Source organism: Rhodococcus triatomae, assembly GCF_014217785.1.
Classification (GTDB): domain Bacteria; phylum Actinomycetota; class Actinomycetes; order Mycobacteriales; family Mycobacteriaceae; genus Rhodococcus_F; species Rhodococcus_F triatomae.
In genome coordinates this window covers 3,577,795-3,600,397 of sequence record NZ_CP048814.1, presented here as the reverse complement: position 1 = coordinate 3,600,397, position 22,603 = coordinate 3,577,795, and the positions used below count along the sequence as shown (strand labels likewise).

Genomic DNA, 22,603 nt, shown 5'->3' with positions numbered 1-22,603 from the left:
TCCGTGCAGCGCGCCGCCGACTACCCGCCCGACCCGTACGGCCGCGTGATGATCTCGAGATAGTGCCCGGACGGGTCGAGGAAGTACACCCCTCGCCCGCCGTCGTTGTGGTTGATCTCGCCGGGCAGGCTCTGCCGCGGATCGGCCCAGTGCTCGAGGCCCCGGTCGAGGATGCGACCGTAGATCCGGTCGAAGTCGTCCTCCCCCACCAGGAATGCGTAGTGCTGCGGTGCAATGTCCTGGCTTCCGGGAGGCTCGGCGTAGTCGAGCGTGACTCCGCCGTCGAGTTGCACCGCCAGGAAGAAGCCGGACGGCTGCGGAGCCGGGAGTCCGAAGAGTTCGGCGAAGAAGTGCGCGGATTCCTGCTTGTCCCGCGCAGCGACGATGGTGTGATTGAAGTGAATGGCCACGGATGACCCCTATGGTTCGGCGCCTCCATGCCTGACGCTGTCCGCCACCGGCACGCGACGCTGGCGTCAGCCAATCACGAAGTGCCGCCGCGTTGCAAGTGGATTCACCTGGGTGTCGACGAGACCGCGTCGGTCCCGGACCGGTTCGGGTACCACTACCGGCACGACGCCGGGGAGACCCTCCTCGATCCGACCTCACTCGTAGATGCCCTCCACCCACCATCGACCGTGCCGGTGGATCACCAGCAACGCCCGCGAATCCTCGAGCAGAACCTGGGCGCGCACCGCCTCGTCCGCGGCCGCCGGATCCCACCATCGCTCGTCCACCGGCCACGGCCCGGCCCAACCGCACACCTCCCACTCCCGGCTGCCCCACCGCAGCCGGGCAGGGGGCGCGCTGAGACCGCCGCGCCCGGTCACCGTCACCGCCGCACCCGCGCCGTCGCCCACCCACACCTCGGGTGACCGAGCGAGCACGGCAGCCGGTGACGGCGCGGGCAGGCGCCCCGGCCACGGCTCCGCCGGATCGGAGCTCGGGACACGCTCCTCTCCCCAGGGCAGCACCGTGATCCGGTCGGCCGGGCCGCGCCCACCGCTGAGCACCCCCACCTGTACCGCCTCCCCGCCGAGTAGACCCTGCACCCGCACCAGCGCCCGCCGGGCCCGCTCCTCCTGTTCGCCCACGCCACCCCACAAGCCCAGTTGCAGGGCACCCGCCGCGACCACCTCGACCGGCTCGAGCCGCAACCGCACCACCCTCGATTCCGTCCGGGAACCGTGCCGCCGGACGAGCCAGCCGTCCAGTTGCCAGCGCACCCGGTCGGCGGTCGCCTCCGGAGTGAGCGGTTCCGCACATCGCCATGTGCGCGTGAGGGTCTCGCCGGAATCGGTGCCGGCGATCACCGCCAGACGGGTGCACGCCACCGCGGCATCCGAGAGCACCCGGTGCAACTTCTCGGCCAGGGCACGTCCCACGAACGCTGCGGCATCCACACGCTCGAGCGGTGGGTCGCAGTCGTGCTCGACGTCGAGGTCCGGTGGAAGTGCCCGACCCGACGGTGGGCGTTCCGGTTCGCCCCGCGCCGCGCGGTGCATCGACACCGCATCCGTTCCGAAGCGGGAAGCGACGTCCACCGCGGACAGAGCGGCGAAGGATCCGATCGTCCGCATCCCCAACCGTCGCAGCAGATCGACCAGATCACTGCGATCCGGCGCGGACAAGCTCGGCTCGGCCGCCAACTCCGCCATCGGCAACGGCGCCAGGAAGTCCGCGCTTCCGGACGGCGGCACCAGCATGCCGTACCGGGCGGCGACCACCGCGGCGGTCAGCTGATCGGCGACACCGACCTGACTCTCGATTCCCACCGCAGACACGGCATCGACCAGCCGCTCCGCCGCCGCCTCCTCGGAACCGAAGTACCGGCTCACTCCCCGAGCGGACAACACCACCAGGCCCGGGCGCAGTACCTCGACACCGGGGGCGACGGCATCGACGGCCGCGGCGACCGGTTCGAACAGTCGAGCATCTCGGTCGGCATCGGCGGCAGCGACGTGCACTCGGGGGCATCGTGCCTGAGCTTCCCTCCGGCGCAGCCCCCGACACACACCTTCCGCCCGCGCCGGGGCCGAGCAGGCCACGACCCGACCGGACCCCAGTACGGCGACCGGATGAGTCGGGGGCAGATCGATCTCGGCGGCCGCGGCCACCGCCGGCCAGTCCGGGCACCAGAGGGCGAGTACCCGGCTCACAGACCCACCACCCGGATCGGCGGCGCGACCGGCACATGCCCGGAATCGGAATCCGGCACCCACTCCACCCGGTCACGGACCCACCGGATGTCGAACTGGGTACTTCGCGGCTGAAAACTGCGGCCACGTGCCTGGACCGCCAACCGGAACGAACACAGCCGGCCGATACTGCGGTCCGCCCCCACCGACTCGACGCCGCGGTAACCGCCGACCCGAGCATCCAGCCGCACCTCCGCGCCGTCCCAATGACCGTCGGTGACCAGGAGCGTCGCTCCCTTGCTCCGAGCCCGTGCCACCACCGCACGAGCCCGGGACGGCGACACCGACGCGCCGGCGAGACCGAGAACCACCAGGTCCATGCCGTCGAGCAGCACGGCCGCGATCTCGACCGGATCGGCACCCGGATCCGGGATCAACGCCAGCCGCTCGAGCCGGGCACCCATCTCGACGGCCGCTGCCAGCCCCAGCCGAGGATGGCCGATCACGGCCACGTGCCCACCCGCCGCCGTCACCGAGGCCACCAGACCCAGCAACAGCGACGTCGCTCCCGACAGCGCCACGACGGAACCTCGCGCCAGCCCACGACTCGGCAACAGTCCCGCCAGCGCTCCGGGAACCGGCAGTACGTCCCGGTCTTCCCGACGTGGATCCGCCGGCTCGGCCGCATCCCGACCTCCGGGGTGACCGTGGCCGGAAGGCGACCAGCGCCGCACCGACGCCTCGCCCCGCGCCGGGACCGCGGCAATCTGCCGCCGAAGCTGCTCGAGGCGTTCCCGTCTCGACATCTCCGGCTCGGCTGTGCCCGGCTTCCACGCGGCTACATCCGTCATTGCATACCCCTGACCTCGGTATCAACAGCGGTCGGTCACCACGGGGAAGACGCGGCTCGAACACACGCTCTGTTCGAACACATTTTCGAACTAGGGTCAGTAAACCCGCTGCCGCCCGAGGCCGTCAAGTCACCTCGCCTACGGTGGCAGTGGCCGCCGACACCGCGGGAAACCGAGCACCCGGCGCCCCACGGTCATGCCGCAACGGTCATGCCGCAAAGAGGAGGAACCGATGATGAGTACACCCACCCCCGGCAACCACACGCCCAGCCGGTGGGACGAGATCACGGCCACCGACCCGGCTCACTCCACGCGGTACGTCGAGCGCTTCCGGACGATGGCGGCAGCCGGCCAGGACATCGTCGGCGAGGCCCGACTGGTCGATGCGATGCTCGGACGCGGCGGACGCGTCCTCGACGCGGGATGCGGGCCCGGCCGCCTGGGTGGTCACCTACACGAGGCCGGTCACGCCGTGGTCGGCGTCGACGGCGATCCGGTACTGATCGCCGCGGCGGAGGAGGACCACCCCGGACCGACCTGGCTCGTCGGCGACCTCGCCACACTGGACCTGCCGGCCCGCGCGATCCCCGCCGATTTCGACGTCATCGTCTGTGCGGGCAACGTGATGACCTTCCTCGCACCGTCCACCCGGGAGACGGTGCTGGCGAGATTCGCCCGCCATCTCGCTCCGGCCGGCCGTGCCGTCATCGGATTCGGGGCAGGTCGCGGCTACGAGTTCCCCCAGTTCCTCGCCGATGCCGAAGCCGGGGGCCTCACCGTGGATCTCCTGCTCTCCACCTGGGATCTCCGCCCGTTCAGTGACGACTCGGACTTCCTGGTGGCCGTCCTCTCCCGCACGTAACCGGCGCAGCGAACCGGCCCGTCACGCACGAGCCGACCGTCGCATCCGGTCGACGACGAGCACGGGAACGAGCAACAGCGAGAGCACCCCACCGGACAGAGCGAGAACCCCGAACCCGGCGCCGCTCATCACCACCCCGGACAGGGCTCCCCCGGTGGCGCCGCCGAGCGCGATGAACACGTCGACCGCGCCCTGGGTTCGCGCCCGGGTCTGCGGAGACGTGGCGTCGACGACGATGGCCGAGCCCGCGACGAGCCCGAAGTTCCATCCCAGTCCCAACAGCGCGAGCGAGACCACCAGCAGCACCGTCGAATCCGGTGGGGCCACCGCGGCGAGCACGCCCGCACCCAGTAGCGTGACGCCCGCCGCCAGCGAGACCGGCATCCGCCCCACCCGATCGACCAGGTATCCGGTGAGCGGGGACGGCAGATACATCGCCGCGACGTGGATGGCGATGACGATTCCCACCGCACCGAGACCGTGTCCGTGGTGGGCCATGTGCACCGGGGTCATGGTCATCAGTGCCACCATCGCCACCTGGGTGAGGATCATCACCGATGCCCCGACCAGCACCCCCGACGGGACACGACCGCTCTCGTCATCGGCCGAGGACGATTCCTCGGCCTCCCCGACGAGCCTGCGCGCCACCAGTGACGGATCCGGCCGCAGCCAGACGAACAGCGTCGTCCCGGCGAGCGCGTAGGCGAGCGCCGACAGCAGGAAGGGCCCGGCCAGCCGGGGCAGGCCGATCCCGACCGCGAACGCCCCGGTCACCTCCACCAGGTTCGGCCCGGCAACGGCACCCAACGTGGTCGCCACCAGCGCGACACTCACGGCCCGGGCTCGACGATCGGGCGGGGCGAGATCGGTCCCCGCATAGCGGGTCTGGAGGTTCGTCGCCGTCCCCGCTCCGTACACCAGCAGCGCCGCGAACAGGAGCGGCACACTGCCGACCACGGCGGCCGCGGCCACGGCGAGAGCACCGATCCCACCGGCCACGAATCCGACGGTGAGCCCCCACCGCCTGCCGTACCGGCCGGAGAGGCGGCCGACGAGGAACGCCGACGCCGCAGACCCCGCGGTGAACAGCGCCACCGGGATGCCCGCCCAGGTGTCCGTTCCCAGCATGTCCTGCGCCAGCAGTGCGCCCACGGTGATTCCGGCCGCGGTACCCGCACCACCGAACGCCTGCGCGACCGCGACCACCACGAGAGTTCGCCGGAACAGGCTCGTGACGTCCGGGTCCCCGATCCGGGGAGCGGGCGACACCCGGGCGTCGGGGGAAGAGGTCATGATCGGGCAACTTTCGACGGTGAGAATTAACTTGAACAACAATGTACGAGATAGCACTATCTCGTACAAGAGCGTTAAAGTTCACCCATGACCGCACCTCGCACACGAGCCGTGCGCGGCGACGCACGGCGCAACCGGGAGCGGATCCTCGTGGCCGCCCGGGATCAACTCTGCCTCGATCCACGTGCCGGGATGTCCGAGATCGCCGAGCAGGCGGGTATCGGCCGGGTCACTCTCTACGGCCACTTCGCGTCACGGAAAGACCTTGTCGCCGAGGTCTTCCGGCTACACCTGGCCGAGGCCGAGCGGATCGTCTCCGCTTCCGACCCGGGGCAGAGCCCACCCGAGCGCCTCGCCGAGATGATCCACACGTCCTGGCAGGTCATGGCCGAGGTCGACGGCCTCATCGCCGCCGCGGAAACCGAACTCGGCACCGAACACGTCCACGCCGACCACGCCCGCATCCTCGGGCACGTCGAAGAACTCATCCGATCCGGAATCGAGAGCGGCCACTTCCGCACCGCCCAGTCCCCGCGATGGCTCACGCACTGCTTCTTCGCGCTCATGCACGGAACCGCAGCGGCACTGCGCACCACCGGGGCTCCCACCGATTCCGTCGGTGACGACCTGACCGTCACGCTGTCCGCCGCACTCGGCGCGGACACGGCCTCGGACCCCGGAGCGTGAGATGAATCTCCACGACACGTACCCGCAGGTCAGCCCCGCCTCGAACGCTCCCGTCCGGCGATCCTCTACCCTGAACGCGTGAGCGAGCAGGAGCGTGCCGAGAGGGGTATCGGGCCCGAATACCTGATGGGCGGGCGGTACCGGCTGCGTTCCAAACTCGGCGGTGGCGGTATGGGTGCGGTCTGGCTCGCCCGGGACACCCTGCTGCACCGCGACGTCGCCGTGAAACAGGTCATCACCACCGCCGGCCTGGACCCCGAAGAGGCGCAGGCCACCCGGGAACGCACGATGCGCGAGGGCCGCAACGCCGCGAAACTCACTCACGCACACTCGATCGCGATGTACGACGTCGCTCTCGAAGGCGGTGAGCCCTGGCTCGTGATGGAGTACTTCCCGTCACGCAGCCTCGCCCAGGCGATGAACATCGCCGAGGCCCTCCCCGCACTCGAGGTCGCCCAGATCGGCGCTCAGGTGGCCGACGCACTCGCCACCGCCCACGAGGCGGGCATCGTCCACCGTGACGTCAAACCCGGGAACATCCTCGTCGCCGATCGGGGCCGCCCACTGGGTACCGTCAAGATCAGCGACTTCGGTATCGCCCGCGCCAAAGGTGACACCACCGACGACGACACCGGCGTCATCACCGGCACACCCGCGTACTTCTCCCCCGAGGTCGCACGCGGTCAGGACCCCACCGAGGCCAGCGACGTCTATTCACTCGGCTCCGCGCTGTACACGGTCATCGAGGGACGCCCGCCGTTCGGCGTCGACAGCGACTCGATCGCGCTGCTGCACCGGGTGGCGAAGGGCGAGATCCACGCCCCGGCGAAGACCGGGCCGGTGACCGACGCCCTCCTGCACATGCTCGAACCGGACCCGGCGCGCCGTCCGACGATGGCACAGGCTCGCGACGAACTCGCCCGGGTCGTCGTCGGCCCCGCCGGCAAGATCGACCAGATCCTCGGCGCTCCCGTGTATTCCGCCGCAGGCACGGTGCCCGCCTGGGCGCACCGCTCCACACCGGTGCCCGACTCCCGCCGTCGGCCGGCGATGTCCACCATCTCCGGACTGCCTGCGGTGCAACACAACACCCCGTTACGCAACACGCCGCGCCCGGCCGGACGAATCCAGTGGCCCCCACGGCCACAGGTCCGCCCCGGTATGCAGCCGACGCTCCGGGACCAACTCGTCGCGTGGGCGCCCGTCGCCATGGGAGTGATGGTCGCGATCCTCGTCCTGGCTGCCGTGGTGGCGCTGTTCGTCCTCATCGACCAACCCTGAGGCTCGGCCTCCTGATCGAGACCGAGGCTCCGGTCAGTCGATCCGGCGCTTGTGTGCCCAGCGGGTGAGTGCATTCCGATTGGACTGCTGCGTCTTGCGCAGCACGTTCGATGCGTGTGTCTCCACGGTCTTCACGGAGATGAACAGTTCCTCCGCGATCTCCCGGTAGGTGTACCCGCGGGCGAGCAGGCGGAGCACCTCGAGCTCGCGGGGCGTCAGCGAATCCAGCTCCGGGTCCAACGGCGGCTCGGGCGCCGCGGAACGTCCCGTGAACGAGTCCAGCACGAACCCGGCCAGCCGCGGCCCGAAGACCGCGTCCCCGCCGGCGACGCGGCGGATCCCCTCGGCCAGTTCCGATCCGGAGATCGACTTCGTGACGTATCCGCGCGCCCCGGCCCGGATCACGGCGATGACGTCCTCGGCCGCATCCGAGACGCTGAGTGCCAGACACACCGGCCCCGCATCGATCCCGCGGAGCACCGCCACACCACCACCGTCCGGCATGTGCACATCGAGGAGGACGACGTGCGGGTGCGTGGCGTTGATCCCGGCGACCGCCTCGGCGACGGTGCCCGCCTCACCGACGACCTCCATATCGGCTTCGCGGCCCAGCTCGGCCCGGACACCGGACCGGAACACAGCGTGGTCGTCGACCAGGAATACTCGGAAAGGCGGTGGGGACGACGGAGATCCGGCGGAAGATGTCACTGCGGCTGTTCCTCGGGGTGGGGTCGGCTTTCGGCGTGGATTCGCGATTCCCCATACTGTAGGTCAGTACTCTCCGGCTGTTCGGCCGCCACCTGAACCTGCTGCTCGCCGGTCCGCTCCTGCCCGGCGCCCCGCTCCTGCCCGTCGACACCGTGGTGTTCCCCGTTGCGAGGCATGTGTATCCGGATCTCGGTCCCCTTCCCCACCGAGGAACGCACGTCCACGGTCCCGCCGCGCCGCTCCACCCGTGCGGTGATCGACTTGGCCAGGCCCTGCCGGTCCGTCGCGACTGCCTCCGGATCGAACCCCTTCCCGCGGTCGCGGACGAAGATACCGACCTGATCGGCTTCCGCCTCCATGTAGAGGTTGATGTCGGTCTGCCCCGAGTGCTTCGCGGCGTTCACCAGCGCCTCGCGGGTGGCGCCGAGCACGGCGGTGAAACGTTCCCGGGACAGACCTTCGCCCGTCTTGTCGTCGTCGAGCTGGACGTCCCCCACCGTGACCGGCCGGACCGTCACCCCGTGCTGGTCCTCGACCTCGCCCGCGATGGTGCGCAGCCCCTCCGCCAGGCTCGAATGGTCGGCTTCGCCGCCCCCGAACAACCAGCGCCGCAGCTCGCGTTCCTGTCCGCGGGCCAGCCGGGCCACCTCCTGCTGGTTGTCCGACTGCTTCTGGATCAGTGCGAGCGTCTGCAGCACCGAATCGTGCAGGTGCGAGGCGATCTCCTCGCGCTCGTCGGTGCGGATTCGGGCCGCCCGCTCGGCGTTCAGTGCCCGCCACAGCCGCAACCAGAGGGGCACGGTGAGCAGCGCCGCACCGATCAGGGTCACCACCACCGCGAGCAGCGACGACCGCAGCGCCTCGATGTCCACCTGGGCCAGCACCACGACGCCGAGGCCGAGCACGATCAGCGTGGCACCGCTGACCACCCGCGCCCAGGTGAGCACGGTGGGCCGTTGTGGGAGCCCGATGACGGTGCGCGGGCCGTCGCTGTCGAACTCGCGCCACACCAGGGCGGCACCGATACCGATCACGATCACCGGACCCACGACCGACCCGGCCCGGCCGCTGAACAGCCACGACAACGCCACCGAGCCGCCCAGCCCGAGGGCGATCAGGCCGATCGCCTGCCGTCGCTCCGGTCCCGAGACCTGATCGGTGTCCGACCCCTGAGGCGTGAAGATCCACAGCAGCCCGTAGGCGACGATCCCGGAACCGGCGAGGAAGGACAGCAGTGCGAACGCCACCCGAACCTTGAGGACGTCGACGCCGAGATGATCGGCGACACCACCCGCGACACCCGCCACGATCCGGCCACCGGCCCGGCGTTCGAGACGTGGCGCGGCGAGCTCGCCGCCGCGCGGGACGACAGCGGCACCACTCGCCTGTGGATAGGGATCAGGCACAGGTTGCACAGCATCGATACTGCCCGATCCGCCGGATCGGGGCATCAGGGTTTCACCCTGAGATCCCCACCCCCGTGGGTGAAGGTGCCCTTTGCCTCGTCAGACCGGTCGAATGTGGCCTTCACCCACAGGAGGGGGGTGATCGGGAAGGAGGTGATCAGGAAGGGGGTGAAAGATCAGGGATCTTCCCGATGCGCCGACGTGCCCGCGACCGGGAACATTGGTGCCATGACCAACCGTAGCTTCCAAGATCAGATCCAGGATCTGTGGCGGACGCGCCCGGCGCGACTCCCCTCCCGCGGCCACGTCGCCGGTGTGTGCTCCGGCATCGGATACCGGTACGGCGTCGACCCGGTGCTGGTCCGCGTGGCCTTCGTCGTGTCGACCATCTTCGGTGGCGCCGGCATCCTGCTGTATCTCGCGGGCTGGTTGGTCCTGCCCAAGGAAGGGGAAACCGCCTCCCCCGCCGAGGCACTCGTCGGCAGGGGCCACAGCTCCGACTCGGGGACCAAGACGGTGGTCCTGCTCGTCGCACTCGCCATCGCGGCGAGCACCGTCGGGCCGGCCGGCGTCGGGCTCGGCGGATCGGGAGTGATCGGGCTGGCCCTCATGCTCGGCGGGCTCTGGTTGCTGTACCAGCGCCAGCCGATACCCCCCGCACAACCCGCCACCCTGGCTCCATCGGCCGCCGGCTACCCCGGTGGCGCCTACCCGACCGGGCAGTTCCCGACCACCGGGTTCCCCACCTACGGCCCGTACACCCGGCTGCCCGACCACTATGTCCCCGAACGACCTCCCGCGCCCGAGCCACCGAAGAGCCCGAACGTCCCGCCGGCGGACCCGACCGGACGGCCGGCCGGCGGCAAGGGCGAGACCTCGGCATCGCCGGAACAGCAGGAGCCCACATCGACATCCGGGCCGCGCGAGCCGGTGCCGGGGGCACGATCCACCGCCGGTCCTGCCACGACGCCGCCCGCGGCCACCGGACCGCAACCCCCGTCCTGGGACCCACTCGGAGTGGCGCCCTTCGCCTGGGACCTTCCCGAACCGAAAGCCGAACCACTGCTGCCCGTCGCCCCCAAGGGACCGCGATCCCGCCTGACCCCCGTCACGATCGGGCTGGCCATCATCGCCGCCGCCGTCGCCGGAGGGATCGCGGCCGGAACCGACGCCGACTGGCTCACCCCGGGAAGGATCGGAGCCATCGCGCTGGCCGTGATCGGCATCGGACTGATCCTCGGCGGATTCCTCCGGCGCGGATACGGGCTGCTGATCGTCACCGCCCCGCTCGCGGGCTTCGTGGTGCTCGCCTCGCTGGTCGGGCCGATCGACTTCGATCAGCGGACCATGGGCGAGCAGGTCTGGACACCGGCCAGTGCGGCCGCGCTCGACCCCGAGTACTCGATCCGTTTCGGATCGGGGACTCTCGACCTGAGAAACACGACCCTGGACGAGGACACGACCGTGGACGTCAGTAGCAGATTCGGCGAGATGATCGTCGTCGTTCCCCCCACCATGAACATCGTGGACCACTGCGAGACCCGATTCGGCAACGCCGAATGCCTCACCGACGGCACCGTCGACGGCGGCACGGACGGTACCGACGGACCGGTCCTGACCATCAACGCCGAGTCCCGTTTCGGATCCGTGGAGGTGCGTCGTGGCTGACTCCGGAAACTACGACTTCGACTCGCCCGGCCTGTCGCCGGACAGCTCCGACGAGACACCGAAGACCGGCAGGCGACGCCCCTCGGCGCTGCTGCTGCTCGCCGGGCTCGCCGCACTGGTGATCAGCAGCTGGGCCCTGGCCGGCCCCTTCGACCTCAGCCCGCTCGCCGACGTCGAGTTCCGGTGGCTGTTCGTCCTGGTGGCCGTCGTCGTCGGCCTGGTGCTGGTCTTCTCCCCGCACCATCGGAGCAAGAAGTAGCCCGGGAGGTCACTCCCACTCGATGGTGCCCGGCGGCTTGCTCGTCACGTCGAGAACGACGCGATTGACGTCGGGCACCTCGTTCGTGATCCGGGTGGAGATCCGCTCGAGCGTCTCGTAGGGCAACCGGGTCCAGTCCGCCGTCATCGCGTCCTCGCTCGAGACCGGGCGGAGCACGACGGGATGGCCGTAGGTGCGGCCGTCGCCCTGCACGCCGACACTGCGGACGTCCGCGAGCAGCACCACGGGGCACTGCCAGATCTGGCCGTCCAGCCCGGCGGCGGTCAATTCCTCTCGCGCGATGGAATCGGCCTGCCGCAGGATGTTCAGGCGCTCACGGGTGACCTCGCCGATGATCCGGATTCCGAGCCCGGGTCCGGGGAACGGCTGCCGGCCGACGATCTCCTCCGGGAGCCCCAGCTCGCGGCCGACCGCCCGCACTTCGTCCTTGAACAGCAGACGGAGCGGCTCCACCAGAGTGAACTGCAAGTCCTCTGGCAGACCACCGACATTGTGGTGGCTCTTGATGTTCGCGGTTCCCGTGCCACCACCGGACTCGACGACGTCCGGGTAGAGCGTGCCCTGGACGAGGAAGTCGACGGTCTCGCCGTGAGCGGCACGAGCGCCGAGGACGTCGGTGACCGCACCCTCGAAGCTGCGGATGAACTCGCGGCCGATGATCTTGCGCTTGGTCTCCGGATCGGAGACGCCCGCGAGCGCGGACAGGAAGGTGTCCGCGGCGTCGACCGTCACGAGAGCTGCGCCCGTGGCGGCGACGAAGTCCTGCTCGACCTGTGCCCGCTCGCCCTCGCGCATCAGTCCGTGGTCGACGAACACACACGTCAACCGGTCCCCGATCGCGCGCTGGACCAGCGCCGCCGCAACCGCGGAATCGACACCGCCGGACAGTCCGCAGATGGCCTTGCCGTCGCCGACCTGTTCACGGACCTGCTCGATGAGCCCGTCGGCGATGTTCGCCGCCGTCCACTCCGAGGGGATCCCGGCGATCTCGTGCAGGAACCTGCTGAGCACCTGCTGACCGTGCGGTGAATGCAGCACCTCGGGGTGGTACTGGACGCCCGCGAGGCGGCGGGCCCTGTTCTCGAACGCCGCGACCGGGGCACCCTCGCTGGTCGCGGTGACCTCGAAGCCTTCCGGGGCGGCGGTCACCGCGTCGCCGTGGCTCATCCACACCGGCTGGGTGCGCGGCAGGCCCTCGTGCAACAGGCCACCCTCGACCCGCAGGTCGGTACGTCCGTACTCCCGAGTGCCGGTGTGGGTGACCGTGCCGCCGAGAGCATCCGCCATCGCCTGGAATCCGTAGCAGATTCCGAACACCGGCACGCCCAGGTCGAACAATGCGGGGTCGAGTGACGGGGCACCCTCCGCGTACACGCTCGACGGACCTCCGGACAGGACCACTGCCCGCGGCTTGCGTTCGGCGATCTCGGCCACCGTCGCGGTGTGCGGGACCACCTCGGAGTAGACCTTCGCCTCGCGCACCCGCCGGGCGATCAGCTGTGCGTACTGAGCTCCGAAGTCCACCACGAGAACCGGGCCCTGCTGTTCGATTTCCGTCACCGACCCAGTCTAACGGGGCCGATCCACGCCCCCGACCGGGCCGGGCCGGGGGCGTGCGGGACGTCAGGCGACGTCGGTGGCCTTCTTGCGGGACCGGCGTCCACCCGCATTGACCTCGACGATCGGCAGGCTGAGCGCGGCAGGAGCCCCCGCGGGCACGACGGGGTTGACGGGCGCGATCGGGGACAGCTTCCGGTAACCCTCGCCCTGGGCCGGACGCAGGTCCTCCTCACCCTTGTTCGGCCACAGGGACGCGGCGCGCTCAGCCTGGGCCGAGATCGTCAGTGACGGGTTGACACCGAGGTTGGCCGACACGGCCGAGCCGTCGACGATGCTCAACGTCGGGTAACCCCACACCCGGTGATACGGATCGATGACGCCGCGGGACGGATCGGAGGCGATCGTGCACCCACCGAGGAAGTGGGCCGTGAGCGGAACGTCGAAGATCTCGCCCCAGGTGCCGCCGGACTTGCCGTCGATCTTCTGGGCGATGCGCCGGGTGGCCTCGTTGCCTGCCGGGATCCAGCTCGGGTTCGGCTCACCGTGGCCCTGCTTGCTGGTGACCTTCGGCCGACCGAACAGGCCCTTCTTCGTGTAGGTGGTGATGGAGTTGTCCAGGTTCTGCATCACCAGCGCGATGATGGTGCGCTCGCTCCACTTGTACGGGGTGAGCGCGACCAGTGCCTTCGGATCCGTCCGTGCCTGGCTCCAGAACTCCTTGATCAGCTTGACCCAACGACGGCCGCCGCCGTCCGTCATCAGCGTCTGGAGCAGGGCCATCGAGTTGGATCCCTTGCCGTAGCGAACCGGCTCCACGTGGGTGTCCGAGGTCGGGTGGAACGAGGAGGTGATCGCGACGCCCTTGGTGAGCTCGAGGTTCGGGTCCGCCTTGACCTTGGCCGCACCGAGGATGGACTCGGAGTTCGTGCGGGTGAGCACGCCGAGCTGGTCCGAGACCCGCGACAGCGCACCGGCCTCCTTCTGCTCGAACATGAGGTGCTGCGTCCCCCAGGTGCCCGCGGCGAGCACGACGTGGCCCGCGGTGTACGTCTTGCGGCCGCGGTTCTTCAGCGGCCCGGTGCGACGGGTGAGAACGTCCCAGGTGCCGTCCGCCTTCTCGCGCAGCCCGGTGACGGTGGTCATCGGGATGATCTGGGCGCCCGCCTTCTCGGCAAGGCCGAGGTAGTTCTTGAGCAGCGTGTTCTTCGCTCCGTGACGGCAGCCGGTCATACACTCGCCACACTCGATGCACCCGGTGCGATCGGGTCCGACGCCGCCGAAGTACGGGTCCGGGACGGTCTTTCCCGGCTCGCCGAAGAAGACACCGACCGGGGTCTGGATGAAAGTGTCACCGGCGCCCATGTCCTCGGCGACGGACTTGATGATCTCGTCGGCGGGAGTCATGTGCGGGTTCTGTACGACACCGAGCATCTTGCGGGCCTGCTCGTAGTGCGGGCTCAGTTCGCCGTCCCAATCGGTGATGTCCGCCCACTGACGATCCTGGAAGAACGACGACGGCGGCTTGTAGAGGGTGTTCGCGTAGTTCAGCGACCCGCCGCCGACTCCGGCACCGGCGAGGATCAGGCAGTCCCGCAGCAGGTGCACACGCTGGATTCCGAAGAACCCGAGTGCGGGCGCCCACAGGAAGTCCTTGACGTGCCAGCTGTTCTTCGCGAAGTCCTTGTCGGCGAACCGGCGTCCGGCCTCGAGAACGGCGACCTTGTATCCCTTCTCCACGAGCCGCAATGCGGTGACACTGCCACCGAATCCCGATCCGACGATCAGGACGTCGTAGTCCGTTGCTCGTTGCTTACCCATCTGGAGACCTCCACCGCGAACCGTTATTACTCGCCAGTATGCACCCTGTACGTGTGACCACAACCACAGGGTGCCCCTAACTGTAACCCGCCGTCGCATCAAACCGAACCGGCGCGACGTCACATCGGTTCGTCGAGATCGAACCGGTGTGACGTCGCGCCGGAAGAGTGCGGGAAAAGTGGAGGTCAGCCGCGGACGGTCAGGCCCACCTTCTGGAACTCCTTGAGATCGGAGTACCCGGACTTGGCCATCGACCGGCGCAGGCCGCCGACGAAGTTGAGCGACCCGAACGGGTCCGTCGACGGCCCGGTGAGCACCTCGTCGAGCGAGGGACGCTCGCCGAACGACACCGGCAGCAGCGCTCCGCGCGGAACCGACGGGTGCGCGGCAGCGGACGGCCAGTACCAGCCCCCGCCCGGAGCCTCCGCCGCCACAGCCAGTGGCGCGCCGAGCACGGCGGCGTCCGCGCCGCACGCGATCGCCTTGGCGAGATCGCCCGAGGAGGCGATGTCCCCGTCCGCGATGACGTGCACGTACCGGCCACCCGTCTCGTCCAGGTAGTCCCGCCGCGCTGCGGCCGCGTCCGCGATGGCGGTCGCCATCGGCACACCGATTCCGAGGACTTCCCCGGTGGTCGTCGCGCCCTGAGCCGAGCCGTATCCGACGATCACGCCCGCCGCACCGGTGCGCATCAGATGCAGCGCGGTCCGATGATCGATGACGCCGCCGGCCACCACCGGCACGTCGAGCTCGGAGATGAACGTCTTGAGGTTCAGCGGCTCGCTGTCACCGTGCGCGACGTGCTCGGCCGAGATGATCGTCCCGTGCACGACGAGCAGGTCGATACCGGCCTCGAGCAGCAACGGGGTCAGCGCCCGCGCGTTCTGCGGGCTCACCCGCACGGCGGTGGTGATCCCGGCGTCGCGGACCTGCGCGACCGCGGCCGCCAACAGCCCCGGCTGCAGCGGAGCGGCATGCAACTCCTGCAGCAGACGCACGGGCGCGTCGGCATCGACGTCCTCGTCCGCCAGCTCGGCGAGCTGCGCGAGCTTGACCTCGACGTCGGCGTGCCGGCCCCAGAGCCCCTCACCGTTGATCACACCCAGACCGCCGCGCTTGCCCAACTCGATCGCGAACGCCGGCGAGACCAGCGCGTCGGTGGGATGCGCGAGGACCGGGATGTCGAACCGGTAGGCATCGAGCTGCCAGGACGTGGACACCTCCTTGGAGGAACGGGTCCGCCGCGAGGGGACGATGTCGATGTCGTCCAACTCGTAGCTGCGTCGGGCCGTGCGGCCCATGCCGATTTCAACGAGGTCGCGCACGCGCGCCCCTTTCTCGTGTGACTACTCGGGTGATCTGAGGGTGCCGGGGAACGACTAGCGAGCGGCGTAGTTGGGAGCTTCCACCGTCATCGTGATGTCGTGCGGGTGGCTCTCCTTCAGTCCGGCCGCGGTGATCTGCACGAACTGGGCTTCCTGGAGGTCCTCGATGGAGGACGCACCCGTGTACCCCATTGCGGCACGCAGGCCACCGGTGAGCTGGTGTGTCACCTGGGAGAGGGGGCCACGGAACGGCACCCGGCCCTCGATGCCTTCCGGGACCAGCTTGTCCTCGGAGAGGACGTCGTCCTGGAAGTAGCGGTCCTTGGAGAACGACTTCGCGGCGCCACGGGTCTGCATCGCGCCCAACGAACCCATTCCGCGGTAGCTCTTGTACTGCTTGCCGTTGACGAGGATGAGTTCCCCCGGCGACTCGGCCGTCCCGGCGAGGAGCGAACCGAGCATCGCCGTCGACGCGCCCGCGGCCAGGGCCTTGGCGATGTCGCCGGAGAACTGCAGTCCGCCGTCGGCGATCACCGGGATACCGGCCGGGCGCGCCACCGCGGCGGCCTCGAGGATCGCGGTGACCTGCGGCGCGCCCACACCGGCGACGACACGCGTGGTGCAGATCGACCCCGGCCCCACACCCACCTTCACCGCGTCGACCCCGGCCTCGATGAGTGCGGCCGCTCCGGCGCGGGTGGCGATGTTGCCGCCGATGAGCTGGACGCGGTCACCGAACTCCGCCTTCAGTTTGGCGATCATGTCCAGCACGCCCGCGGAATGACCGTGGGCACTGTCCACGACGAGGACATCCACACCGGCGTCGGTGAGTGTCGCGGCGCGCTGCCACGCCTCGTCACCCGCGCCGACCGCGGCACCGACCAGGAGCCGGCCGTTCCGGTCCTTGGTGGCGTCCGGATGCTGTTCGGTCTTGACGAAGTCCTTCACCGTGATGAGGCCGGTGAGCTTGCCCTGGCCGTCGACGATGGGGAGCTTCTCGATCTTGTGCCGCCGCAGCAGCCCCAGAGCCACCTCCGCGGTGACGCCTTCCTGTGCGGTGACGAGTGGCGCCTTGGTCATCACCTCGGCGACCGGACGGTTCTCGTCGACCTCGAAACGCATGTCCCGGTTCGTGATGATGCCGACGAGCTGCCCGGCGTCGTCGACGACCGGAAGACCCGAGATCCGGAACCGGGCGCACTTGGCGTCGACTTCGGCGAGAGTGTCGGACGGCGAACAGGTGACCGGATCGGTGACCATGCCGGCCTCCGACCGCTTGACCGTCTCGACCTGACCGGCCTGCGCGTCGATCGACAGATTCCGGTGCAGCACACCCATGCCACCGGCGCGGGCCATGGCGATGGCCATCCGCGACTCGGTGACCGTGTCCATGGCCGAACTGACGAGCGGTACCCGTAGCCGGATGTCGCGCGTGAGCTGACTCGACGTGTCCACTGCACTCGGAACGATGTTCGATGCCGCCGGCAGGAGCAGGACGTCGTCGTACGTCAAGCCCAACATCGCAACCTTGTTCGGGTCGTCGCCGCCGGTGTGTACATGCCCTGCTGAACTCGTCATGCGGGTCGGACCCTCCCTGGGAATCGGGCGCAGCCCCGTGCTGTGCGGCCTGCGTGGACGTGAATTGGTGACACTGGATGAAGGTGCGAGCAGTGACGAATATTCCCTGCTCCCTCACCATGATATCGGCAGGTCGCAACCTGGCGGAGGCGCCTCCCACCACGGCCGACGCGCATACCGGTGGCGCAGATCGGCCCCGACTGCGTACCGTGGTGCTGTGCGCGATCAACTGCCTCCCGGACTACCGCCGGATCCCTTCGCCGGCGACCCCGCCGACCCGTCCGCCGCGCTCGACGCGATCGAGCCCGGCGAGCCGCTGGATCCTCACGAGCGTCTGGCCGTGGAAGAGGATCTGGCCGACCTCGCCGTGTACGAGGCGCTGCTGGCGCACCGAGGCATCCGTGGCCTCGTGGTCTGCTGCGAGGACTGCCAGCAGGACCACTACCACGACTGGGACATGTTGCGCGCCAACCTGCTGCAGCTACTCGCGGACGGCACGGTCCGGCCGCACGAGCCCGCCTACGATCCGCTCCCCGAGGCCTACGTCACCTGGGACTACTGCCGCGGCTACGCCGATGCGTCGATGAACGACGCGCTCCACGGGGACGGCTTCGACGTCTGACCGGGTCAGCTGACAATCCAGCCTGACCGGTCCACCGACAATCCACGAGAAGGTCCCCGCAGCCTCGAGGCTGCGGGGACCTTCTCGTTCGTCCGGGGTGAGTCCGCTGTCAGCGGGGTGCGCCCGGCGGGGTTGTCGTGGTGGTGGTCGTCGTCGTGGAGGGACGAGCCGATGTCGGCGACGTGGTCGTGGTCGTCGTCGGATCCACAGGGGCTCGCATGATGCCCGGGTTCGGCGTCGTGGTCGTCGTGGGATCGACGGTGCCCGAATCCGGACCGGGCAGTTCCGCGCCGGGGTCGCCCTCGACGTCCGGTGCCACCTCCGGCGGCGCGCCGCCCTGGTCCGGTGTCGCCGGATCGTCGGGCGTCGTTCCGGGCGCAGTCGTGCTCGGCTCCGGATCGGTCGTCTCGAGTTCGGCGGCCAGCCGGCCGCGCCAGTCCTCGAGCTCGTCGCGTTGGCCCGAATCGCGCACTCCGGTGGCACGCTCGGCAGCGGTGGCGAGCATCGAACGCGCCGCTGCACCGTTGCCCTCGGCGATGAGGCGTTCGGCCTGTTCGAGCTGCGACCGGGCGTCCATCTTGGCCATCGTGGAGTCCGCCTGGCTGCTGAAGACCACCGACTTGACGGCCCACAGCGGATCACCGGGCTCGGCGTCGTACGAGAGGATGGTGGCACCGCCCAGCGCCACGGCCACGGCGGCGGCGGCACCCGCGATCGGACGGAGCAGGCGTAGCCGGGCCGACGGCCGTGAGCGTTCGACGGCGGCGAGCGCCTCGTCGAGCGAAGGCCCGGCCGGCAACGGCTCGGACACGATCGAATTACGCCAGTCGGTGAGGAGCAGGGCGAGTTCGTACTGCTCGTGCGTGTCGGTGGGAACGACCCCACCCGCAGCGATCGAGTCGATCAGCGCATCGTCACGCCTGACGGCACCGACGTCGACCGGCTCGTTGTCTCCGGTGAAGTCGGCATCGGGATCTCGGTCCCTAGCCATCCTTCTCACCCGCTCTCATAACTTCCTTCTTCAGTTTCGCGATGGCTCGATGTTGAGCCACGCGAACAGCTCCCGCAGTGCTTCCCACGGCGGAGGCAGTCTCCTCGGCCGACAACCCGACCACCAGCCGCAGGATGAGAATTTCCCGATGCTTCTCGGGAAGCGTCCGAAGCAAGGAGTTCATCTCCCTGCTGGACTCCGCATCCAACGCCCGCTGCTCGGGGCCACTGTCGACTGCCACGACATCTGGTACTTCGGCCACCGGCTCCGATTTGTTACGTGCGGAGCTCCGATGAGCGTCAGCCACCTTGTGTGCGGCGATCCCGTAGACGAAAGCCATGAAAGGCCGGCCCTGATCTCGGTATCGAGGCAGGGCCGTCATCACGGCGAGGCACACTTCCTGCGCCACGTCGTCCGCCGAGAGCTGTCCCCTCTCCGCGGCGCCCACCCGCGCGCGGCAATAGCGGACCACGAGCGGTCGGACGTTCTCCAGGACCAGAGCTAGGGAGGCCCGGTCACCACGTACAGCTGCAGCAACAGCAGAATCCAACTCCTCGCTCGTGTCAGTCATCGGCAGTGAATATCCTGGCGTTACGTGGGCACCCCCCGACAGGGTGTGCTCCCGCTCTCAGCGGAACACACCAAGAGTAACGGGGTGGGCCGCCCGGTACGCCCCGGGCCGTCCTCGCTCGCGCGCGTCCGGTCCGGATACGCTCTCACCTGTGGAAATGCCCTCCACGGCGCCGCAGAAGCTCCTCACATCGCTGTCGCTCCACCACACCTCGTGCGCCCGAGCTCACACCTTCGATCAGGAGCGATGCCGCCCACTCGAGCGGCACCAGGCCGAGCTCGCCACACCGGCTCCGCACACTCTCGGCACACTCGAGGACCTGCCCGGGAGACGCCGTACCGGTCATCGCCGCGCACTGCAGGAGCGTGGACTTGACCTGGTGCCGGACCGACCCCCATTCCCCCGACAGCGCGACGGAACGTCCGGCATGTTCGGTGGCGTGATCGAAATCACCTCCCGCCAGCGACAGTTCGGCACTCACCCAGTGCAGGCGGACTCGCTGGCGAATCACGTCCCCTTCCGGGTACGCAGTGAGGAGGTCGGCGCAACGGCCCAGCAACCGCCAGCCCAGTGCCAGGCGTCCGCCACCGAGCGCGTCGGCGGCGAGCCCGGTCAGCGCATCGGCCAGTGCGGCTTCGGCAGGGACGGCGGCCGCGGGAACGGGCTCGGCGGTGGGCGTGTCGGCGACCGTGTTCCCGAGCGCGGCGACCGCCGCTCCGTCGAACCGGGCGGCCTCGCCGTGTCTGCCGGACTGACGCAGGAACGATGCCCGGGTGCTGGCGGCGAGTGATCCCCACACTCCCCGGCCGCCGGTCCGCCGCGTCAGCTCGGTGAGGTCGGCACGCGCCTGTGCGTAGCGGCCCTGACCGCCGAGTACCACCGCACGCAGCCAGAGTTCGTACGGATCGGTGACGGCGGGCAAAGGGCCGGCTCCGGGGCGGGCACCGAATGCGGCGTCCACCAACTGCGGGTCTGGGCGGGACATGCCGACATGATGTCAGCCGCACCGAGGGAGGCGGTCGCAGCCGTCACTCGACCAGGACCGTCACTCGACGAGCACAGCGATCTTCTCAGCGGCTTCCGCAAGTCCCGAGAACTCGGTGACGGACGGCGGAACGGCGGCGTCGGCCAGGCCGGGTCCCCCGACCGCCACCCGCAGACCGCGCCGCTGCCTGCGCAGCCAGCGCACCAACCCGGTCACATCCGGCGACGACTCGTCGAGCCAGACGGCGACGACGTCGGGCTCCGACCCCGAGATCGACCCGGCCAGTGCCGACCGCGAGGCGGGAGCCGCGACGCGGAGATTGACACGGGATCGCGCGAGCGCCGCGGCCAGGCCCCGGAACTCGGGGCCGGGATGCGCCGGTGGCGCCGCTGCCAGCAACACGCGCCGGCCCGACGGGATCGGGGCATCGACGGTGAGGGTGGCGAGCAGGCCCGACACGGTGTCGGCGAAGACCCGGACGTCGGCCACGGAGACCTGGCGTCCGTCGGCGGTGGCCACACCGCTCAACACGGGAGCGACCAGCCCTTCCCAGGTGGTCACCACACCGCGCTCGGTGACGGCTCGGAGGAGGAGGTCGCGGACCTCGAGAACGTCGTGTGCGAGCACCGCCGTCAGCAGATCCGCGAGATCCACCGGCATCCCCAGGGCTCCGTAGTTGTTGAGGCCCAGGGCCGCGACCTGCGGGTTCAGGATCTCAAGACCAGGTCGACAGCACGATGCGGGTTTACCGCGACACGTCGGCAGGCCTGGGCGATATTCGACTGCCCCGCCCGTCGATGAAGGCTGATCGCTGTATTCCGCAGCGTCGCCATCACCTGCGGTCCGTGACCGGCACGGACCGTGGAGCGGTCTTCGTCGAACGTCACGTCCCGTACCCAATGGACCCTGTTCTCGATCGACCAATGCCCGCGGATCCACCTCGCGAGCAGCTTCGGTGGCGCCTGCTCACAGGGCAACGAGCAGATCGCGTACACAACCTCGATGCTCCACCGGTCGGCACCGATCCGGCGGCGACGGCGAGTGATCTCGATCACCTGCTGCGCGTACGGGAATCGAAGACCACGGGTGACGGTGACGATCTTGTAGATCCGCGCCTCCTCACGACCGTGACCACGTTCGAGCGGGTCGGACCACACCACCGGCACCTGCTCCCACGGCAGCTCCCGGATCCGGGCGAGCAGCCCAGGCTGGTTCGCCTTGACAACCATCACGTACTCGGCCCGACACCGCTCACGCAGACACCGGGCAGTGGCCTTCTGCGTGTGCATGGCATCGACGGTGACGACCGCACCGACCAGGTCGATTCCTCGCAGCAACCTTCGGACAGCGGATATCTCGTTGGACTTGTCCGCGGTGCGGCACTGCCCGAGTACCACACCACCGGTATGGGTGACCGCCGAAACCAGGTGCGGGGCCGACTCCTCGCCGGCTCGTGCACCGCGGACAGTTTTACCGTCGACAGCCACTGCCACCCGCTCGCCGCCGCTGTCATTATCGCCGGCATCGGACAGGTAGCGGCCCAGCACCAGATCCAACCCATCCCCCTCGACCCGTCCGAGGACCTGCCGGATCGTGGCCTCGCTCGGCACACGGAACCGGATACCCAAGCGCACCAACACCTCCCGCGGAGCAGCTACGGCCCAATCCGCGATACTCGAATACGACCGAGCGCCCGCGGCAACCGCACACAGGGCAATCGCGATCAACGAGGGCAGCGAGTACCGGCGACCGCGACGATCCCGCGGATCGGGCACCACTTCGAGTGCAGTCATCAACCGCGGCACCTGCTTCTCGTCGACGACACCACCGACAAACCGGGTCAGCTGGTCAAGGCATGGGTCGATCGGGGACACTGTCCCGGCGGGCATGGGTGACTCCTTGTGGACGATCTGGATGCGTAAGACACACCCATGATCGGCCCCTGTCCCCATGCCCGCTCCACCGCCCCCACACGCTCC

At 69.5% G+C, this 22,603-nt stretch carries 21 protein-coding genes; 6 read left to right on the top strand and 15 right to left on the bottom strand.

What is annotated here, in order from left to right; translation table 11 throughout:
• Positions 1-20: 20 nt before the first annotated feature.
• The 3 genes from G4H71_RS17140 to imuA' form a co-directional block, all read right to left on the bottom strand.
• The gene (locus G4H71_RS17140; protein ID WP_072736632.1) at positions 21-410 is read right to left on the bottom strand and encodes a VOC family protein; all 390 of its coding nucleotides are present in this window, start codon (positions 408-410) and stop codon (positions 21-23) included.
• A 195-nt stretch (positions 411-605) separates the two neighbouring features.
• Positions 606-2,159 carry a DNA polymerase Y family protein gene (locus tag G4H71_RS17135; protein ID WP_072736693.1) on the bottom strand — a complete coding sequence of 518 codons (1,554 nt, stop codon included), beginning with the start codon at positions 2,157-2,159 and terminating at the stop codon, positions 606-608.
• Positions 2,156-2,989: a DnaE2-dependent mutagenesis accessory factor ImuA' gene (imuA', locus tag G4H71_RS17130; protein ID WP_072736633.1), complete on the bottom strand. Its 834-nt coding sequence runs from the start codon at positions 2,987-2,989 to the stop codon at positions 2,156-2,158. The genes G4H71_RS17135 and imuA' overlap by 4 nt, the downstream gene beginning before the upstream one ends.
• 235 nt (positions 2,990-3,224) lie before the next feature.
• On the opposite strand from imuA', the gene G4H71_RS17125 reads away from it, so the two are divergent.
• Complete coding sequence (locus G4H71_RS17125) at positions 3,225-3,851, top strand: class I SAM-dependent methyltransferase (protein ID WP_072736694.1); 627 nt, start codon at positions 3,225-3,227, stop codon at positions 3,849-3,851.
• A 21-nt stretch (positions 3,852-3,872) separates the two neighbouring features.
• Here the strand turns inward: G4H71_RS17125 and G4H71_RS17120 are convergent, their stop codons facing one another.
• Positions 3,873-5,144 (bottom strand): MFS transporter, encoded by a 1,272-nt coding sequence (locus G4H71_RS17120; protein WP_072736634.1) that lies wholly within the window; start codon positions 5,142-5,144, stop codon positions 3,873-3,875.
• 87 nt (positions 5,145-5,231) lie between these two features.
• Here G4H71_RS17120 and G4H71_RS17115 point away from each other — a divergent pair, with 87 nt between their 5' ends.
• Both G4H71_RS17115 and G4H71_RS17110 read left to right on the top strand, forming a co-directional pair.
• Positions 5,232-5,831 (top strand): TetR/AcrR family transcriptional regulator, encoded by a 600-nt coding sequence (locus G4H71_RS17115; RefSeq protein WP_072736635.1) that lies wholly within the window; start codon positions 5,232-5,234, stop codon positions 5,829-5,831.
• Positions 5,832-5,957: 126 nt separating this feature from the next.
• Positions 5,958-7,112 (top strand): serine/threonine-protein kinase, encoded by a 1,155-nt coding sequence (locus G4H71_RS17110; RefSeq protein WP_072736695.1) that lies wholly within the window; start codon positions 5,958-5,960, stop codon positions 7,110-7,112.
• A gap of 33 nt (positions 7,113-7,145) precedes the next feature.
• On the opposite strand, the gene G4H71_RS17105 is transcribed toward G4H71_RS17110, so the two are convergent.
• Positions 7,146-7,820 carry a response regulator gene (locus G4H71_RS17105; protein WP_072736636.1) on the bottom strand — a complete coding sequence of 225 codons (675 nt, stop codon included), beginning with the start codon at positions 7,818-7,820 and terminating at the stop codon, positions 7,146-7,148.
• Positions 7,817-9,271 (bottom strand): ATP-binding protein, encoded by a 1,455-nt coding sequence (locus G4H71_RS17100; RefSeq protein ID WP_083342949.1) that lies wholly within the window; start codon positions 9,269-9,271, stop codon positions 7,817-7,819. Before G4H71_RS17100 ends, G4H71_RS17105 begins: the two co-directional genes overlap by 4 nt.
• A gap of 183 nt (positions 9,272-9,454) precedes the next feature.
• On the opposite strand from G4H71_RS17100, the gene G4H71_RS17095 reads away from it, so the two are divergent.
• Positions 9,455-10,894 (top strand): PspC domain-containing protein, encoded by a 1,440-nt coding sequence (locus tag G4H71_RS17095; RefSeq protein WP_072736696.1) that lies wholly within the window; start codon positions 9,455-9,457, stop codon positions 10,892-10,894.
• Between the two features lie 31 nt (positions 10,895-10,925).
• Complete coding sequence (locus G4H71_RS17090; RefSeq protein ID WP_072736697.1) at positions 10,926-11,153, top strand: hypothetical protein; 228 nt, start codon at positions 10,926-10,928, stop codon at positions 11,151-11,153.
• 9 nt (positions 11,154-11,162) lie between these two features.
• Here G4H71_RS17090 and guaA read toward each other — a convergent pair whose 3' ends face one another.
• From guaA to guaB, 4 genes are all read right to left on the bottom strand, one after another.
• Positions 11,163-12,734: a glutamine-hydrolyzing GMP synthase gene (gene guaA / locus G4H71_RS17085; protein ID WP_072736637.1), complete on the bottom strand. Its 1,572-nt coding sequence runs from the start codon at positions 12,732-12,734 to the stop codon at positions 11,163-11,165.
• A 63-nt stretch (positions 12,735-12,797) separates the two neighbouring features.
• On the bottom strand, positions 12,798-14,552 hold the full coding sequence (locus G4H71_RS17080; RefSeq protein WP_072736638.1) for an FAD-dependent oxidoreductase: 1,755 nt from the start codon (positions 14,550-14,552) through the stop codon (positions 12,798-12,800).
• Between the two features lie 185 nt (positions 14,553-14,737).
• The gene (locus G4H71_RS17075) at positions 14,738-15,877 is read right to left on the bottom strand and encodes a GuaB3 family IMP dehydrogenase-related protein (RefSeq protein WP_072736639.1); all 1,140 of its coding nucleotides are present in this window, start codon (positions 15,875-15,877) and stop codon (positions 14,738-14,740) included.
• Between the two features lie 54 nt (positions 15,878-15,931).
• Positions 15,932-17,455 carry an IMP dehydrogenase gene (gene guaB, locus G4H71_RS17070; protein ID WP_072736640.1) on the bottom strand — a complete coding sequence of 508 codons (1,524 nt, stop codon included), beginning with the start codon at positions 17,453-17,455 and terminating at the stop codon, positions 15,932-15,934.
• Between the two features lie 217 nt (positions 17,456-17,672).
• Here guaB and G4H71_RS17065 point away from each other — a divergent pair, with 217 nt between their 5' ends.
• The gene (locus G4H71_RS17065; protein ID WP_072736641.1) at positions 17,673-18,077 is read left to right on the top strand and encodes a DUF5319 domain-containing protein; all 405 of its coding nucleotides are present in this window, start codon (positions 17,673-17,675) and stop codon (positions 18,075-18,077) included.
• Between the two features lie 109 nt (positions 18,078-18,186).
• Here G4H71_RS17065 and G4H71_RS17060 read toward each other — a convergent pair whose 3' ends face one another.
• From G4H71_RS17060 to G4H71_RS17040, 5 genes are all read right to left on the bottom strand, one after another.
• The gene (locus G4H71_RS17060) at positions 18,187-19,068 is read right to left on the bottom strand and encodes an anti-sigma-D factor RsdA (protein WP_072736642.1); all 882 of its coding nucleotides are present in this window, start codon (positions 19,066-19,068) and stop codon (positions 18,187-18,189) included.
• Complete coding sequence (locus G4H71_RS17055; protein WP_072736643.1) at positions 19,061-19,639, bottom strand: sigma-70 family RNA polymerase sigma factor; 579 nt, start codon at positions 19,637-19,639, stop codon at positions 19,061-19,063. The genes G4H71_RS17060 and G4H71_RS17055 overlap by 8 nt, the downstream gene beginning before the upstream one ends.
• A 145-nt stretch (positions 19,640-19,784) precedes the next feature.
• Positions 19,785-20,624, bottom strand: coding sequence for a hypothetical protein (locus G4H71_RS17050; protein ID WP_072736644.1), 840 nt, complete (start codon positions 20,622-20,624; stop codon positions 19,785-19,787).
• A 60-nt stretch (positions 20,625-20,684) separates the two neighbouring features.
• Positions 20,685-21,284: a hypothetical protein gene (locus G4H71_RS17045; protein ID WP_072736645.1), complete on the bottom strand. Its 600-nt coding sequence runs from the start codon at positions 21,282-21,284 to the stop codon at positions 20,685-20,687.
• A 47-nt stretch (positions 21,285-21,331) separates the two neighbouring features.
• Positions 21,332-22,513, bottom strand: coding sequence for an ISAs1 family transposase (locus tag G4H71_RS17040; protein WP_072740404.1), 1,182 nt, complete (start codon positions 22,511-22,513; stop codon positions 21,332-21,334).
• Positions 22,514-22,603: the final 90 nt, after the last annotated feature.

Excerpts from the sequence above, each read along its gene's own strand:
- imuA' (WP_072736633.1), bottom strand. The coding sequence starts at position 2,989 with ATGACGGATGTAGCCGCGTGGAAGCCGGGCACAGCCGAGCCGGAGATG.
- G4H71_RS17125 (WP_072736694.1), top strand. The coding sequence starts at position 3,225 with ATGAGTACACCCACCCCCGGCAACCACACGCCCAGCCGGTGGGACGAG.
- G4H71_RS17120 (WP_072736634.1), bottom strand. The coding sequence starts at position 5,144 with ATGACCTCTTCCCCCGACGCCCGGGTGTCGCCCGCTCCCCGGATCGGG.
- G4H71_RS17115 (WP_072736635.1), top strand. The coding sequence starts at position 5,232 with ATGACCGCACCTCGCACACGAGCCGTGCGCGGCGACGCACGGCGCAAC.
- G4H71_RS17110 (WP_072736695.1), top strand. The coding sequence starts at position 5,958 with ATGGGCGGGCGGTACCGGCTGCGTTCCAAACTCGGCGGTGGCGGTATG.
- G4H71_RS17100 (WP_083342949.1), bottom strand. The coding sequence starts at position 9,271 with ATGCCCCGATCCGGCGGATCGGGCAGTATCGATGCTGTGCAACCTGTG.
- G4H71_RS17095 (WP_072736696.1), top strand. The coding sequence starts at position 9,455 with ATGACCAACCGTAGCTTCCAAGATCAGATCCAGGATCTGTGGCGGACG.
- G4H71_RS17080 (WP_072736638.1), bottom strand. The coding sequence starts at position 14,552 with ATGGGTAAGCAACGAGCAACGGACTACGACGTCCTGATCGTCGGATCG.
- guaB (WP_072736640.1), bottom strand. The coding sequence starts at position 17,455 with ATGACGAGTTCAGCAGGGCATGTACACACCGGCGGCGACGACCCGAAC.
- G4H71_RS17060 (WP_072736642.1), bottom strand. The coding sequence starts at position 19,068 with ATGGCTAGGGACCGAGATCCCGATGCCGACTTCACCGGAGACAACGAG.
- G4H71_RS17055 (WP_072736643.1), bottom strand. The coding sequence starts at position 19,639 with ATGACTGACACGAGCGAGGAGTTGGATTCTGCTGTTGCTGCAGCTGTA.
- G4H71_RS17050 (WP_072736644.1), bottom strand. The coding sequence starts at position 20,624 with ATGTCCCGCCCAGACCCGCAGTTGGTGGACGCCGCATTCGGTGCCCGC.
- G4H71_RS17045 (WP_072736645.1), bottom strand. The coding sequence starts at position 21,284 with ATGCCGGTGGATCTCGCGGATCTGCTGACGGCGGTGCTCGCACACGAC.
- G4H71_RS17040 (WP_072740404.1), bottom strand. The coding sequence starts at position 22,513 with ATGCCCGCCGGGACAGTGTCCCCGATCGACCCATGCCTTGACCAGCTG.